Raw genomic sequence first — 15,156 nt, 5'->3', positions numbered from 1 at the left:
CTCAATTAATCAGAAAAGCAACAAAAATTATTTTTCCTGTGGCGGGATATCGAGTTTCGGCAAGCGGGATGACTTAGGGCGGCCATTCTTGTCCCAACTTTCGAATGATGTTTTTACATAGTTCATAAAATCATACTGTCCCCAGCGCTCCACCATGCTAAACGAAGGACGATAAAGATCCATAAACGACTGCAGCTCATCGCCCTCCAAACTCGTTAAGGAGGAGACAGAACTCTTGTTAAAAACACGATCAACCTTAGACTCTTCAAGTTCGCGATCCATCAATGCAGAAAAGCGTTTTGCATTTTTCGCATCCTTACCGAAAAGGTTATAGAGCGCTGTGGCTGGGCTCCCCAAATAGGTGCCCACGGTATTCTTTCCACCATTATACACTCCTTTTTTTCGATAATCGTCCAACATATCACGCATTTCGGCTTCCTTCGTCATCCGGCTAACGACCACCGTCTCCAAGGTCAAGCCTTCCTGCATCTCAATAAGGATGTCCTCTGCCGTTTGTATAATAGTTTTCACGGGACCGTATCCTGTTTTGGTAAAAGCAAGACTATCTCCTACGGATGCTTCGATAATAAATACGCCGAAGGTATTGGTCTGCGCACGCCGATTCGTACGTAGGTTCTGCACATTAACCTCTCCTAGCCTGGTGCTTCCCCCTTTAGCGACAACAATCCCTGAAATACCGGTACCGCTCTGCGCTACAGCAAACTCCACGCTTCCAAAAGCCAACAACAGGCTAACGATGCTTATATAGATATATTTTATTCCTAAGTACATTCGGCTAAAAATAATAAATGTTTAGACTACCCAATGTTAAAAAGTTCTAAATCGATCGAACTTATTCGTATGGATAGAATACAAAGTTTGCTCCCTCCGGAACAATGACAAACAAACACATAAAATCGTTTGCCGGCTTGAAATTTTTAACAAAATGATCGCGGCGTTCTTCCTTAATCAATCCACGATCAACAAACTCTTCTAAAGAGGATACCTGAATGGTCCATTGGGTATTCAGTTCATTTCTATCGAGCAAGATCTCGCCTACGCTCACCTCGTGTTGATGGGCTATAAAGATGGGATACAGGGTGTAGCCCTCGGCCATCATATCAGTCGCCACCTCTTTGATAGATTCCTTATAAAAATCCAGATCCAGCTTCAAGCTTTTTAGTGGGCTCGGGCTCGACTGATCATCTGCTCCAGCATCCCGAGCCATTAAATCCTCGATATTCATGTTGAAAAAGTAAATTTAAAATTTAAAAGTCAAAACGGGCATATTGAGATATCACTATCTACTTCAACCGCAACAGCACCACGTTTTCCACGTGCTGCGTATGCGGGAACATATCGACTGGCTTGATGCGCACCACCTCATATTTATCCTGCAACAAGGCCAGATCCCGTGCCTGCGTCGCTGCGTTGCAGCTTACATAAACCACTTTGTCGGCCTCCATCTCTAAGATACGATTCACCACGTCGACGTGCATGCCCGCACGTGGCGGATCGGTGATTACCACATCTGGCTTGCCGTGTAGCGCCACAAAATCTGCGGTAAGGACGTCTTTCATGTCGCCGGCAAAGAATTTGGTATTGGCAATACCATTGATCGACGAATTGATCTTTGCATCTTCAATGGCCGATGGCACATACTCCACGCCGATGACCTCGCGGGCGCTGCGTGCCACGAAATTCGCGATAGTACCTGCTCCGGTATAAAGATCATACACCCGCTCATCGCCTTTCAGATCCGCAAATTCACGTGTGATCTTATACAGCTCATAAGCCTGTGCAGAATTGGTTTGGTAAAAAGATTTCGGACCGACCTTAAACTTCAAGCCCTCCATTTCCTCGTAGATAAAATCGCGTCCAGCAAAAACATGAATCTCCTGATCGAAGATTGTGTCGTTACGCTTTTGATTGATGATATACAGCAAGGATGCTAAATTCGGAAACTGCTGATGGATATGATCCATCAACGAGGCAACCTGCTCTTCAGTAGGGTATGCAAAAACTACGATCAACATGATCTCTCCGGTAGAAGAGGTGCGGATAATAAGGTTGCGCAACGCGCCCTCGTGTGCACGTAAATCGTAAAACGAAATCGCCTGTTGCGTAGCAAATTCACGCACCGTATTCCGAATCGCATTAGAAGGATCCTGCTGCAGAAAGCAATGGTCAATATCCAAAATTTTATCGAACCGACCCGGCACGTGAAAGCCTAAGGCGTTCATATCTTCAGGCAAAACTTCCTGATCTACGGATGTTAACCAACGCTTATTCGAAAAAGTAAATTCCAATTTGTTACGGTAGTACTCCGTTTGCGAGGAACCCAAAATGTCTTCCATGCTACCGGTATCTACTTTCCCTAAACGACGCAATGCATTATCGACATATTGCTGCTTAAACTGCAGCTGCGCTGGATAGTTCATGTGTTGCCATTTGCAGCCTCCACAGGTACCAAAATGCGGGCAAAACGGATCCACACGATGTTCGGATGGACGCTTCAAGTTAACCAAACGCCCCTCAGCAAAGTTCTTTTTCTTGCGCAAAAGCTCCACATCGGCAATGTCGCCCGGGACGGCCTGCTCAATAAACATCACCAATTCGTCCTGCTTGGCAACGCCTTTGCCCTCCTCTGCGATATCGATAATATCGACATCAGCTATAAATCGCTTATCCTGTGGAATTCTTCTACCCATAATGGCTGCAAAAGTACGCTTTTTTATGTGAACGGTAAAGTGGTATTAAAAGCGGTAGCGGAAACAGGTTTAACAGTCTTAAGGAAAAAATAATATTGGAAATAACTGATTGCAAGATATTTCGAAATGAATACATTCGGCAATCAAAGAAACTGCGCATCTGCTTAAAGCAATGTAGCCTGCACCAAATACGGTAGGATCTCCTTCTGGAAGGATATGAAATTCTTACGCACGTCCGCATCGGTCACTGCGGTAAATGCAAAAGAAAACACGATATTTTTACTGGATTTAATCAAAAAAGTAAGGCGCTCTTCAGGAACGGTATGACCAATGGTCTCGTTCTGAACGAAAGAACTCAGAAGAAGAAATTCCAAATCATCAGAAAGTGTCTTTAGGTACTCTTGTGCATTGGCCGATTCACGAATAAATTCCCAACCGACAAATTCGTTACACACCGTGTAGGTAACGCGACTGACGCGCAGGATGGTATTGGCCAAAAAAGTAGACAGATCACGTTCGCGAACGTTTTTATCTAAAATATCCTGCACATTTTCACGGATATAGTCCATCAAGACCTCGTGCAGGATGAGCTCCTTACTGGCAAAGTGTTTATAAAACGTGGCTTTGGCAATCTTCGACTGCTTCGCTAGCTCATTCACACTGGTTTTGTTATAACCGTAACGTCTAAATAAGTCGCGGGCAGATTTTTTGATAGCTAGTATGACCTTATCTTGTTCCATGCCTTAGTTTTGTACATAAAAGACGTTGCCCTGCTGTCCTACCGAGTAGGGTCGCAAAGGACATTCTGCCAGCTCTGCGGGAGAGCCATCTTCCAAGAGCCATTTCGCACCGGAAACCCGATCGACCAACAGCATTCCCTGAACCTCTACGCGATTGCCGGCCTCCGGATTTACCGTACTGCAACGGTCGTACGCAATAAGCTTAGGATCCTGCTGCGTGCCCATGTTGTAAACCACCAAACCCACATACCCGCCTTGCGCGTAGGCCCAACCTTTGGTGGCGTAAACGCCTAAATGCTCCGTTTGGTTGATATTTGTCGTGAACGATCGATTAGGAACCACATTACAACTATCTGCTCCGCAAGCGCCCAACAGGGCAACGGTCGACAGAGCAGCGATGTAACGGATTCCTATCATCATATGCTAAATAATCTCTGTTTCGAATTGAGACAGGAAGCGATCATCGTTTTCTGAAAACAGACGAAGATCACGGATTTCGTATTTCAGATTTGTAATACGCTCGATGCCCATTCCAAAAGCAAATCCGGAATATTTCTTACTGTCTATACCACAGTTTTCCAACACGTTCGGATCAACCATACCACAGCCGAGGATTTCTACCCAACCCGAATACTTACATAACTGACAGCCATCTCCTTTACAAATGGTACAAGATATATCCATCTCAGCAGATGGCTCGGTGAATGGGAAATAGGAAGGACGGAAACGCACTTTCGTACCTTCGCCATAAAGCTCCTGTACAAAATGGTAAAGCGTCTGCTTTAGATCTGCGAATGACACCTGCTCATCGACATATAGTCCTTCCACTTGGTGGAAGAAACAGTGGGCGCGTGCCGATATTGCTTCATTTCTATATACACGCCCCGGCATAATAGCACGGAAGGGTGGTTTTCCCATCTCCATCAAGCGTACCTGAACGGATGAGGTATGCGTACGCAAAGCGATATCATTACCTTCTTTCTTCTCGACAAAGAAGGTATCCTGCATATCTCTCGCCGGATGCTCTGGCGGGAAGTTAAGGGCGGAGAAATTATGCCAGTCGTCTTCGATTTCCGGTCCTTCGGACACCACAAATCCTAGTTTTTTGAAAATCTCTACGATCTCTTTACGCACTAGCGACAGTGGATGACGTGATCCCAGCTGAAATCCTTCACCCGGCAATGTGAGGTCGGCATCGGAACGCACGGCTTTCGTCGTGGAACCAGCAAACTGCTCTTGTGCTTCGGAAAATTTCTGTTCCGCAAGTTGCTTAAACTCGTTCAACACCTTACCCAAGGTACGTTTCTCATCTGCTGAAACGGATTTAAACTCATCAAAAAGTGATTTGACGATCCCTTTGGATACCAAAAACTTTAAACGAAACTGCTCCACATCAGCGGCTGAGGTGGGCGTAAACTCATTAATTTCTTGCGAATACTGCGTAATTTTGTCCTGCAACATAGTGCCAAAGATACAGCAAAATATTAAAAATTAGGGTTAAGCGTCCTTAATTTTTGCCGCAAACAAAAGTGGTTAGCTTCTAGAACGGCAATCCGTCCGTATCGTTGTTGTTCTCGGTAAAATCTACCTCCTGCTCTTTCTCTACTTCGTCGGTTGCACTTTCTGCATTGGGGCTTTTCGTGGTCTGTCCAAAATCAGATGGCCGCCCTAGCAGCTTGAAGCTCTCGCCAACAATCTCGGTCACAAAGCGTCTATTCCCTTCTTTATCTTCATAATTGCGTGTGCGCAAGCGTCCTTCGATATAGACCAATTTTCCTTTCTTCAAGTATTTCACGGCCATTTCACCCAAATTGCGCCACATCACGATGTTGTGCCATTCGGTATGCTGCATGCGAACACCATCTTTTGTGTAGGTCTCGGATGTTGCCAACGGAAAACTGCAAACGGTGATATTACCTTCTAGGTAACGCACTTCAGGATCTTTGCCCAAATGCCCAACCAAAATTACTTTATTAACACTTGCCATAGCTAAATTTTAGGATTAATTAGTTGCTTGTTCTTTTCAAGAAAAGAAAATATAAGTTTATGTTTGGCTAATGTATCAATTTTTTCCAACAGATGATAATTCCAACCGCTTTTTTTTAGTCGCAACGCATCGGCATCATCGAGGATGTAAAATTTAGCATAAATATTTTGGTGGCTCAAGATGTGTTTGGCAACCTTTCCTAATTCTAATAAGGGTGCATTGGGCGGAAAATAGGTTGCGAAGTCGTTAAGCGCTCGCAACTCTTCCATATCCACGTCGCGCTCCGTCTCGATCATAGGAAATTCATAAAGATTCGCCCAAACATCGGAGGTTCCTCTTTTTGACATCAGTATGCTATCATCTTTACGGATAATAAAATAATGAAAGTAGCGGTCCCTGCTTGCCTTGCCTTTCAATTTGACAGGAAGGTTATCCACTATATCTTCTTTCAGCGCCACACAATCCAATTGGAAAGTACAGGTTCCACACAGTGGCTTCTTGGGCTTACATTGCAGGGCACCAAAATCCATAATGGCTTGATTGTAGGTCGCGGCATGCTCAACGTCCAACAGCTCCTGCGCGAGCGCGGCAAACATTTTTTTACCCTTACTCCCATTTATCGGTTCAGAAATACCAAAGTAGCGAGAAAGTACCCGATAGACGTTTCCATCGACAACAGCCTTGGGCTCGTTCACAGAAAAAGAGGCAATGGCCGCCGCCGTGTACTCGCCAACCCCCGGCAAGCGAATGACATCGGCATAGCGCGTCGGGAAATCACCGGCAAACTCGCTGATGACCATTTTAGCGGCCTTATGCATGTTTCTAGCACGCGAATAGTAACCCAATCCTTGCCATAAACGAAGCACTTCCTCTTCATCCGCCTCGGCGAATTTTGTTACAATTGGAAAAGCATCCAAAAAACGATGAAAATAGGGTAATCCCTGCTCCACACGGGTCTGTTGTAAAATAATCTCGGAAAGCCAGATAACATAGGGGTCTTGGGTGTTTCTCCAAGGTAGGTCTCTTCCATGCTCACGGTACCAAATCATCAAATTTGAGGCAAACGACATGCACAAAGTTGCTTATTTTTTTACAATAAAAACAGCCCCCTCAAATGTTAAAAAATGTAAAATATTGAACATAAAGCACTTGATCGGGTACCTTTGTGCTCCGTATCATTAAAAAAGTTTTTGTTATTGACGCTATGCTAAAGAAAAAAACAGCGGTGCTTTTCGTCGAAACGGATGGTACATCCACCCGAAGAATGCAAGTACCGACACTAATCGTTACCCATTGGAAAAAAATAGTAGGATCTTTTATTGCGCTGATCGCGATGACCGTATTCTGTGTCGCCTATGTCGTGAAACAGCAAACTACGGAAGAGTATACCGCTGCTTACAATAAAAAAATAAACATCCTCAACGAACAAAAAAGGCAGCTTGAAGAAGAAGGTGCAAATAGTCAATTGACCACCGAGGAGATGAAGAAATCCTTTAATTCTATAGACAGCACCTTGGCCCGTATCAATAAAAAGATGCGTACCCGTGGATTGAAGGAGATCAAAATGAAGAACATGGGCGGACCCGTGGAAAGCGGTGAAGATGATCTTGTGGAGCTGTCCATCTTTTACAAGAAACAATTGCGCAACTTGGAAGCTAAGCTTGACGGCATGCCGCTCGGCGTACCGCATCCGGGACGTATCACCTCCCCATTCGGTTACCGCCGGAATCCGTTCACCAACCGTGGTCGGGAGATGCACGCTGGAGTCGATCTCAAAGGCAGAGTAGGCGATCCAGTACGCGCAACGGCAAAAGGTCGGGTTACATTTGCTGGATACAAAGGAGATTATGGTTACGTGGTGATGGTGAAACATAATAATGGTTATGAAACGCGTTATGCACACTTGACCCGTACGCGTGTAAAAAGAGGTGAAGCTATCGAGGCTGGAGAAATTGTAGGCCTACTGGGCAGCACCGGAAGAAGTACGGGTCCACACCTACATTACGAAGTGGTGCAAAATGACAAGAAGCTGAATCCGGCTAAGTTTTTCACCTTCTAAATTCTTCAAAAAGAACAGAAATAGGACGCTTAACGAGCCTCTCCGAAGCGTAAATATATCGTGATATTCTAATAAAAGAGCAAAATATGGTTGCTCTTTTATTATTTTTGAGCCATGAGCGACACGACTTTCCACATCGCAACCCTGCATCGCGGAAAATATATGGTTCTTCTTCTACTAGGCGTATGTATCGTTACGGCAATTGCATCGCGGTTGCCCTTACAGGAAGCCGTTAAGATTCTGATTGTTTTGTGCAGCTTGCCGCTACTCTTGTTGTTGAGTATTAAAGGCAGCCGAAATGATTCGTACTGGACGATCAAGAACGATGAGGTAAGCATACGATTCCACAATGATAAGGAGGAATTACTGATTCTTTCCGAGGTAAAATACTTGCGAAACCTGCCACGATCTGGAGGTAACTTAATCATGATTTTCTTGACCAAATCGAAAGCACCAAAACGATATTGGCGCAATAAACTGTTCCAAAAAGACGACGATCTGAATGCGCTGATCCATGCGCTGAAACAACAAGGCGTCGAATATTATTATATGTAAATCCAACACTAGCACATGAGAAAACTATTCACCCTTGCTACTTTAATTCTTTCCAGCAGCATACTTTTTGCACAGCGTGCTGACTACTGGCAGCAAGCCGTAGACTACAAAATGGATATAGATGTGGACGACAAGAATTATCAGTATCAAGGCAAGATGAACCTGAAGTACAGCAACAATTCCAATCAGGCCTTGCATAAGGTATACTTTCACCTTTATTTCAATGCTTTTCAGCCGGGTAGCATGATGGACTACCGCTTGTCCAACATCTCGGATCCTGACCCGCGCATGAGCAACAACCTAGGCACCAAAGAAAGCCCGAAATACCAAAGCCGTATAGCGAGCTTGACGCCGGAACAGATCGGCTATCAAAAAATTAAGAGCCTGCTCATGAACGGGCAGCCTACAACCTATAAAATCGATGGCACATTGCTAGAGGTGGTCTTGCCGCAAGCCATTGAAGCCGGCCAAACGGCAGATTTCGACATGGAATGGAGCGCTCAGGTTCCAGAGCAGATTCGCCGTAGTGGCCGTAACTCCAAAGAAGGCGTAGTGCTATCTATGGCACAATGGTATCCCAAAATGGCACATTTTGACGAGTTTGGTTGGCATCTTGACGAATATGTAGCCCGCGAATTCATCGCCCCCTTCGGCAATTTCGATGTGACGATACATCTCAACAAGGATTTTGTTGTCGGCGCTTCCGGCAAGCTGCAGAACCCGCAAGCGGTAAAAGGCTATATGAAGAAACCGCAAGCGATGGTAAAAGAGGGTAAGGCAACTTGGAATTTTAAAGCCGAGAATATTCATGATTTCGTATGGGCGGCAGACCCCAAATTTGTTGTCGATTCTGCACAAAGCAAGGGTGGAGTGACCATCTACACGGTATTCCTGCCTAGCAGCAAAGAGGTCAAAGACAACTGGAAAACAGCGCTCGAGCTCGCTACCGAGTTTTTTGACTATACATCGGCACATTTTGGTGCATACCCATGGTCTACCTATAGCGTGGTGCAGGGTGGCGATGGCGGTATGGAATATGGCACGGCAACACTGGTCACCGGCGGACGCAACCTAAAGAGTTTGGTGGGCGTGATTTTCCACGAAGCAGCACATTCTTGGTACCAACATCTTTTTGGCATCAACGAAACGGTTGATGAATGGTTTGACGAAGGCTTCACCAGCTATGTGCAAGCACAGGCCTTCCAACAGCTGTTTGAAAAGAGAGATACGCTGGAGCCCAACTCCGTGCTCAGTGGATACCGCGCCTATTACAAGCTCGCACTTTCCGGCAAGGAAGAGCCCATGAGCCTACTGGCCGACTATTACAACAGCAATTATGCCTACAGCAACGAGGCATACAGTAAAGGACAGGTCTTGGCCGAGCAGCTGGGCTACATCATCGGAAAGCAGAATCTTCAAAAGACCTTTCTGCAATTTTACGATATCTGGAAGCTAAAACATCCCACAGCAAATGATTTCAAACGCGTGGCCGAAGAGGTTTCGGGCGTCAATCTGAAATGGTATTTTAATCTTTTTATCAATACCACACGTAAAATAGACTACGCCATCAGCAGTGTAAACGACAAAGAAATCGTGCTGTCCAACAAGTCTGACTTTGCGATGCCTATCGATCTATTGGTTGAGTATGCCGACGGAAGCAAGGAGCTTTTCTACATTCCCTTACGCGAAATGCGCGGCGAAAAACCAGCGGAGAACTTCGAGATCTACCAGGGCGTAAAACGAACCGTCTTGGAAGATTGGTTCTGGACGAACCCAACCTACCGCATCCCTTTAAGCAAAAAGGCCGTAAAAGTAGTGATCGACCCTACACAACGCCTCGCGGATGTGGAGTCTGCCAATAATACTTACCCGCAGCAATAGCAAAGGAGCTGGCGGATACAAGCGTAGTAAATATCTCAAACAAAAAGCGGCTTACCGAAATGGGTAAGCCGCTTGTTTTTTCGAGTTTGCCGTACCAATTAACGCGTAGCATAATTAAATGCTTTCGGTCGCTCCATATCTTCGGCGTAAACCTTCCCAAAACGATCCGTGACCCTGATCTGCAAAGTACTAGTCGCGGAAGACGCTTTAACCTTAAACATATGTGAAGAGTTTGAAGCATCGAACGTAGGTACCGCATTAACATTAATTCGTTTCATCGCATACGAGATGATGTGCAAGGGATCAAACGACGTAACGCGCTGTACGCTCAATGCAGATCCATTTTCCGTCACTGAAACCGTCCAATTGGGATCGTATCCCCAAACATTAATCAACACCTCGTTATTACGATTCTCTTTTGCAAAATCCGCTGCATACTGCGCTACGAGATTTTGATGTGTTGCGTTTGCGCTAGGCGCATATTTAGCTGCTGTAATGTGCACATTATTGAGATCATAGGATCGAAACTGATAATCTTCTTGATATCCAATGGATTTATATTGCCATTTCAGATCCTTTCCATCCATCTCCCATATTCCATATCCGCCAGGACTTCCATCCGGTGCGATATGATTTCCTGCGTATCCCGAACGCCCTGTCCACCACCAAGTAGCACATATCGCAGCCGTATTGTGTTCCATAAATTGGTTGTTTCGAACAACACGATAGTTTACGTGTGTGTGCCCTGTCAATACATGTACGCGTTCGAAACGGGCAAAGAGATCAACCAATTGTTGGCCATTGCTCATGCGAAAGCCTGGCAAAGTACCGTTACTTGATGGAGCGTTATGCAGTTGAATATGCGTAGCTACTATAATTGGGGTCGATGGGTCAACAGTTTCTAGATCTTTCTTTAGCCACGCTATCTGCTGCTCGGCCAACCTCGCATTGTAATTACGGCTGCCGATATTTCCGGTGGAGCCACCCGCATTAATATATTCGATATTATCCAATACCACATAGTGCACTTGGCCAATATTAAACGAATAGTAGGTAGGCCCCAATATCCGGCGATAAGCATTCTCCGATAACCAATCGCTGGCAAAATAAGGATCATTGTCGTGATTTCCGATTGTATTGAAAACAGGCGCGTGGAGTTTAGCTATTTCTCTTACATATTCGGGAAGCATAAAGTTGTTACTATACCAATAGGTTTCCCAAGTAAGGTCACCCAAGGTCAAGGCATATACTTTTTTTCCTGTTGTCTGTATTTTGGCAATCTGTTGGTTGGCATCTGCAATAAAACCCGTTTGAAATTGGTTAAGATCTTCATTTCGGTTTGCCAGATGCATATCCGCCAGACTTAGTAAAACGTGCTTATCATTGTTTACCGCCTTAAGTTCAAAATCACGTGTGTCCACAACATTCGGGTTGGGGTTTGTATACCGATAAAAAGTCGGAAGATTATTAGCCGAAATTACCATCTCGTGGTTTCCAGGAATCGAGACAAAAACATACCCCGTCCGTTTATTCGAAGAAAGATAGTATACGCCATCTTCATCTGTTTTCGTAAGGTCGTGACCATCAGAAACAACTACATTCGCCAATCCTTTGCCAGCAATATGCACGACACCTTTTATGGTTTTGCCCGCGATATCCGGAAGATCTGCACGCAAGACGAAATTGAACGTGCTGCTGCCTAATGTTTGTTTTACATCCCCACGCGAGATCAGCACCGTATATCGTCCTTCTATAAAATCAGCAGGAAGCAAAAACGACGCATGGGAAGCCTGTGTTTCAGATAAGCGTATTTGAAAAGATTTTGTCAAGCCGTCCAACGATTCCAAAGTGATCTCGTCATTTGCTTGAAATCCCTTCCCTAAGATTCGTGTCGTAGCTTCTTTTTCCACATCCCATACCAAAGGAACACGTACATCTTCGAGTTCAAGTTTGTTGGGTATCGTTGTAGTTGGTGGCAGCTCCTCCGGACCCGACACGACTTCTTTTCCGCAAGAAAAGAAAACGAGGAATGAAAGCAACAAAAAGACACAAAAGATGCTATCCTTTTTGTAAGGAAAAAATATTTTCTTCAACATCATAAAAAGATTATTTATAGCTGTAAGCATAAAAAAGCGTCTGCTGCCTAAGCAACAGACGCCTTCCTTCAAAAAAAATTATTCCGTTTGTCTTGTCACAAACTCGCCAACTTCTAAATCGCTAGCCGGAGACTGTTTAGTCAACTGCTTTGCATTATAGCCACGAGCGGTTTCCCAAGTCCGGGTGGTAGTATTAAACACCCCTCCCAATTGAATGAAGAATCCGACGTTCGCTGGCAGAAAATGTGGTATACGATATTGGTTGCTACCCATAGAAAAGAATGGCTGAGCAGCACCAGTTTCTGCATGCGACGGACGATAATGGTCATTGTTAGCCACGCGATAGCCTAAATTAGCCACCGAATCGATAATCGTACTTGTACCAAGACCGCCAAACATCACCAAATCGATCGGCACAGTGCCCTCATTAATATTGGTACCAACAAATAGTGCCATTCCACTTGCATTCCCACTGTTTGCTAAAATGTTGGCATTCGCATCACCTAAACCATCACCACCTGATGTAGCATAAGGTATCGCACGAACCCAATTCAATTCCCCAAGCGAGGTGGAGTTTGCTCCGCTGATGCGCTTCTGGTGCCCACCGACATAAAAGAACTCGCCTTTTTTTACGGATCCCTCCGTTAAGTTAAACTTCAAGGTACGTGCACCACCGGTTGCCCAGCCTGCGCCTGGAGGCGCGCCCGCATTAGGCTGATTTGCGCCGGCATTGTTGGTCGTCACGACCGAGAATGGAATCTCGGCGAAATTGATATCGGCATTTGCCCGTAGTTGAATATACTCGTAATTACCGTCGCCTCCTTCGGGATCAGGACAATAGCCGGTGAAAACCAAAGGCATAGCACCTAAGTCCCCTGGAATTTCCGGATCGGAAACATCTAAAATTTCCGAAGCCATCCTTGGCCAAATAGCCATCACCGCAGCATTATCAGAATCACCAAGCAATATTCCTTGTACATTAACATTACGTGGAACTTGGAGATCAGCAAAAGGAGCGGTAGGAAGTGTGCGTATGTTTAAGGTATCCGCACCATTAACCATCCTTTTGACACCAGAAAAAGTTTGACCAACTTCCGGCCGAGGAAACATCTCGCCCCCGATAATCTGTACATAGGTTCCTTCAAATTCATGAGGACGTTGGTAAATCGCTGAAGCGGTCAAATTACGACGTTGTATGCGCGGCACATTCGTTATAACTTCGATATCTGCCGCCGCAACGGCATCAACATACAGAAAGCCCTCTCTTTTGAGTTGTTTATTGCTAATGGTTACCAAAATGGAATCACCAACGCGATAATTAGCGGCGATATCGCCAACTTTAAGTGCGATACCGTGCAGTTTGCCCGGTTGTGCTTGCTGCACGATCATCATCCCCTCAGGAACATTACCCAATTGCGGATCAGAAATCACGACACCTCTCGTTTGTAGCGCTTCATTCAATAATTCCGGAGTCATTTGTACATCAGAACCTTTATGGATCTGCCTTAAATCTTCAATCGTAATATAAGGGCTTAACTTACCTTCCAAAAAATTTCGCTTTTCGCAGGACTGCATGAGCAACATGAGTAGCGGTAGCAAAAAAATATAGGTTAAATTCTTTTTCATCAATGTATGTTTTTGCAATAAATATTAAGGCCGTTGCCACCAAACCAAAGTATTGAGATCATCAGGCCCCTGTTCTGCCACAGCGTTCGTATAATTTTCGCGATTTGCAGACTGCACATATACCGGGTAATTAAGACGAGCAGGCATTTTGCCACCATTTAAATGTCCTGAACGGATAGGCAACACAGGATGTCCCGTGCGTCTGTATTCAAACCAAGATTGCATATCGGTAAAAAAGAGCGCATAGTACTTCTGCAAATGGATAAGTTCCATTTTTTCAAATTCACTATACGAATCGTCCCAAGCCACCAAGTCTGAAGTCAGGTAAAAGGACGGAACAGTATGATTCCAAAGCTGTATCCCTGCCACGGTGCCTTTTTCATAATAGGTTTGGGCAGGCTGAGCGGTTATCCAACCCTTGACAGCTGCTTCTGCTAGAATCAATTGCAGTTCGCCGTAATTCAAAATATTTCCCAATAGCGGATTTGACATCAACCCAGTATGCAGAGCAGAGCCCGCCACGGGAGGCTGCCCAACGGGATAACCACTTGGCACCCCGAAGTAGTCGCCATCAGCGAGCGATGCCCAAGTTACAATGCGCGGGTCGCTACGCTCGTTCAACTTATCGATGAAAAAACTCGCCGAGCGAGGGCCATACCAATCGGCTGGTCGCCACGTTGCGAAAGGCGAAACATAGGGAGCCGTACCAGACCAGCGCAGGATAGCAGAATCGTCATTGCTGCGCATAATAGGATAGATAATAGGTGATTCATCTACAATTTTTTTGATGATCGCTGGCGTATTCAACTCTGTTTTCTGAGCCAAACGCAGTGCCAACCGTAAATACAATGAATTACCAAACTGACGCCATTTCCAGGTGTCACCGCCAAAAACGGGGTCAGCATTACCATTTATTTTTAACGTCGGACTAACTCCGCGAAGCAAGGTATTTGCTTCTTCAAGCTTTGCAAACAATGCCGGGTAAATATCCTGTTGCTTATCGAATACTGGACGAACCGCATTGAGATCTTTTGCCCGCAGGGCTTCGCTGAACGGAATATCCCCATAAATATCCGTTAATATAGAAAATATCCACGCCTCACATATTTGCGCAATAGCCATGTATTCCGGTTGGTTTAACTCCTCAGCGAATTCGTAGATATCGCGGAAGTTACGCAGTTGTAGATAGAGGTTGTTCCACATGTAATCCGCTTCACTCGTCCGGATATCATAGCGGAATATACGACCGTCACCATCTCCCATATTTACAGTAACCTGCATCAGTTCATTGGTAATGCGCTGGCTACGGCTCATATTGTAAGTAACCACTTTGGTAATTGCAGGAGCAAGCAAATTCTCCGGTTGCACGCGCGGACTAGAGTTAGGGTCAGTATTTATCTCTTGAAAATTCTTGTTGCAAGATGGCATCAGCATAAGTGTTGCAAAGCTCAGCCCAAGAAAATATATTGATCTTTTAATAAGTTTCATCTTCATCATTCTG

The 15,156-nt window shown here is 45.1% G+C and carries 14 protein-coding genes; 3 read left to right on the top strand and 11 right to left on the bottom strand.

Annotation, left to right across the window (positions count from 1 at the left end; all coding sequences use genetic code 11):
* Positions 1–27: 27 nt before the first annotated feature.
* The 8 genes from SCB77_RS13905 to mutY all read right to left on the bottom strand — a co-directional run bounded on the left by SCB77_RS13905 (position 28) and on the right by mutY (position 6,508).
* Positions 28–792 (bottom strand): hypothetical protein, encoded by a 765-nt coding sequence (locus SCB77_RS13905; RefSeq protein ID WP_320182614.1) that lies wholly within the window; start codon positions 790–792, stop codon positions 28–30.
* A 61-nt stretch (positions 793–853) separates the two neighbouring features.
* Positions 854–1,246, bottom strand: a complete 393-nt coding sequence (locus SCB77_RS13900; protein ID WP_320182613.1) for a hypothetical protein — start codon at positions 1,244–1,246, stop codon at positions 854–856.
* A 58-nt stretch (positions 1,247–1,304) separates the two neighbouring features.
* Positions 1,305–2,711 carry a 23S rRNA (uracil(1939)-C(5))-methyltransferase RlmD gene (gene rlmD / locus SCB77_RS13895; protein WP_320182612.1) on the bottom strand — a complete coding sequence of 469 codons (1,407 nt, stop codon included), beginning with the start codon at positions 2,709–2,711 and terminating at the stop codon, positions 1,305–1,307.
* A gap of 164 nt (positions 2,712–2,875) precedes the next feature.
* Positions 2,876–3,451: a TetR/AcrR family transcriptional regulator gene (locus SCB77_RS13890; protein WP_320182611.1), complete on the bottom strand. Its 576-nt coding sequence runs from the start codon at positions 3,449–3,451 to the stop codon at positions 2,876–2,878.
* A gap of 3 nt (positions 3,452–3,454) precedes the next feature.
* Entirely contained in the window at positions 3,455–3,871 is a 417-nt protein-coding gene (locus tag SCB77_RS13885) for a hypothetical protein (protein WP_320182610.1), read from the bottom strand.
* Positions 3,872–3,874: 3 nt separating this feature from the next.
* Positions 3,875–4,912, bottom strand: coding sequence for a phenylalanine--tRNA ligase subunit alpha (pheS, locus tag SCB77_RS13880; RefSeq protein WP_320182609.1), 1,038 nt, complete (start codon positions 4,910–4,912; stop codon positions 3,875–3,877).
* Between the two features lie 79 nt (positions 4,913–4,991).
* A complete protein-coding gene (locus SCB77_RS13875) occupies positions 4,992–5,438 on the bottom strand; it encodes a single-stranded DNA-binding protein (protein WP_320182608.1) in 447 nt (148 codons plus the stop codon).
* A 2-nt stretch (positions 5,439–5,440) separates the two neighbouring features.
* The gene (mutY, locus tag SCB77_RS13870) at positions 5,441–6,508 is read right to left on the bottom strand and encodes an A/G-specific adenine glycosylase (protein WP_320182607.1); all 1,068 of its coding nucleotides are present in this window, start codon (positions 6,506–6,508) and stop codon (positions 5,441–5,443) included.
* A 134-nt stretch (positions 6,509–6,642) separates the two neighbouring features.
* Between mutY and SCB77_RS13865 the strand changes: the two genes are divergently transcribed.
* The 3 genes from SCB77_RS13865 to SCB77_RS13855 all read left to right on the top strand — a co-directional run bounded on the left by SCB77_RS13865 (position 6,643) and on the right by SCB77_RS13855 (position 9,933).
* Positions 6,643–7,497 carry a M23 family metallopeptidase gene (locus SCB77_RS13865; RefSeq protein ID WP_320182606.1) on the top strand — a complete coding sequence of 285 codons (855 nt, stop codon included), beginning with the start codon at positions 6,643–6,645 and terminating at the stop codon, positions 7,495–7,497.
* A gap of 114 nt (positions 7,498–7,611) precedes the next feature.
* The gene (locus tag SCB77_RS13860) at positions 7,612–8,052 is read left to right on the top strand and encodes a hypothetical protein (RefSeq protein ID WP_320182605.1); all 441 of its coding nucleotides are present in this window, start codon (positions 7,612–7,614) and stop codon (positions 8,050–8,052) included.
* 15 nt (positions 8,053–8,067) lie between these two features.
* Positions 8,068–9,933, top strand: coding sequence for a M1 family metallopeptidase (locus SCB77_RS13855; protein ID WP_320182604.1), 1,866 nt, complete (start codon positions 8,068–8,070; stop codon positions 9,931–9,933).
* Positions 9,934–10,031: 98 nt separating this feature from the next.
* Here SCB77_RS13855 and SCB77_RS13850 read toward each other — a convergent pair whose 3' ends face one another.
* The 3 genes from SCB77_RS13850 to SCB77_RS13840 all read right to left on the bottom strand — a co-directional run bounded on the left by SCB77_RS13850 (position 10,032) and on the right by SCB77_RS13840 (position 15,143).
* On the bottom strand, positions 10,032–12,032 hold the full coding sequence (locus SCB77_RS13850; protein ID WP_320182603.1) for a calcineurin-like phosphoesterase family protein: 2,001 nt from the start codon (positions 12,030–12,032) through the stop codon (positions 10,032–10,034).
* 75 nt (positions 12,033–12,107) lie between these two features.
* Positions 12,108–13,655, bottom strand: coding sequence for a DUF5689 domain-containing protein (locus tag SCB77_RS13845; protein WP_320182602.1), 1,548 nt, complete (start codon positions 13,653–13,655; stop codon positions 12,108–12,110).
* A gap of 24 nt (positions 13,656–13,679) precedes the next feature.
* On the bottom strand, positions 13,680–15,143 hold the full coding sequence (locus SCB77_RS13840; protein ID WP_320182601.1) for a SusD/RagB family nutrient-binding outer membrane lipoprotein: 1,464 nt from the start codon (positions 15,141–15,143) through the stop codon (positions 13,680–13,682).
* Between the last annotated feature and the right edge of the window lie 13 nt (positions 15,144–15,156).

The organism is Sphingobacterium bambusae, assembly GCF_033955345.1.
In the GTDB taxonomy this organism is placed as follows: domain Bacteria; phylum Bacteroidota; class Bacteroidia; order Sphingobacteriales; family Sphingobacteriaceae; genus Sphingobacterium; species Sphingobacterium bambusae.
Note: the sequence above shows the minus strand (reverse complement) of the source record. Positions and strands in the feature narration are given on the sequence as shown.

What these genes read in the sequence shown, in the direction of transcription:
- SCB77_RS13905 (WP_320182614.1), bottom strand. Translation starts at nt 792, where the DNA reads ATGTACTTAGGAATAAAATATATCTATATAAGCATCGTTAGCCTGTTG.
- SCB77_RS13900 (WP_320182613.1), bottom strand. Translation starts at nt 1,246, where the DNA reads ATGAATATCGAGGATTTAATGGCTCGGGATGCTGGAGCAGATGATCAG.
- rlmD (WP_320182612.1), bottom strand. Translation starts at nt 2,711, where the DNA reads ATGGGTAGAAGAATTCCACAGGATAAGCGATTTATAGCTGATGTCGAT.
- SCB77_RS13890 (WP_320182611.1), bottom strand. Translation starts at nt 3,451, where the DNA reads ATGGAACAAGATAAGGTCATACTAGCTATCAAAAAATCTGCCCGCGAC.
- SCB77_RS13885 (WP_320182610.1), bottom strand. Translation starts at nt 3,871, where the DNA reads ATGATGATAGGAATCCGTTACATCGCTGCTCTGTCGACCGTTGCCCTG.
- pheS (WP_320182609.1), bottom strand. Translation starts at nt 4,912, where the DNA reads ATGTTGCAGGACAAAATTACGCAGTATTCGCAAGAAATTAATGAGTTT.
- SCB77_RS13875 (WP_320182608.1), bottom strand. Translation starts at nt 5,438, where the DNA reads ATGGCAAGTGTTAATAAAGTAATTTTGGTTGGGCATTTGGGCAAAGAT.
- mutY (WP_320182607.1), bottom strand. Translation starts at nt 6,508, where the DNA reads ATGTCGTTTGCCTCAAATTTGATGATTTGGTACCGTGAGCATGGAAGA.
- SCB77_RS13865 (WP_320182606.1), top strand. Translation starts at nt 6,643, where the DNA reads ATGCTAAAGAAAAAAACAGCGGTGCTTTTCGTCGAAACGGATGGTACA.
- SCB77_RS13860 (WP_320182605.1), top strand. Translation starts at nt 7,612, where the DNA reads ATGAGCGACACGACTTTCCACATCGCAACCCTGCATCGCGGAAAATAT.
- SCB77_RS13855 (WP_320182604.1), top strand. Translation starts at nt 8,068, where the DNA reads ATGAGAAAACTATTCACCCTTGCTACTTTAATTCTTTCCAGCAGCATA.
- SCB77_RS13850 (WP_320182603.1), bottom strand. Translation starts at nt 12,032, where the DNA reads ATGATGTTGAAGAAAATATTTTTTCCTTACAAAAAGGATAGCATCTTT.
- SCB77_RS13845 (WP_320182602.1), bottom strand. Translation starts at nt 13,655, where the DNA reads ATGAAAAAGAATTTAACCTATATTTTTTTGCTACCGCTACTCATGTTG.
- SCB77_RS13840 (WP_320182601.1), bottom strand. Translation starts at nt 15,143, where the DNA reads ATGAAACTTATTAAAAGATCAATATATTTTCTTGGGCTGAGCTTTGCA.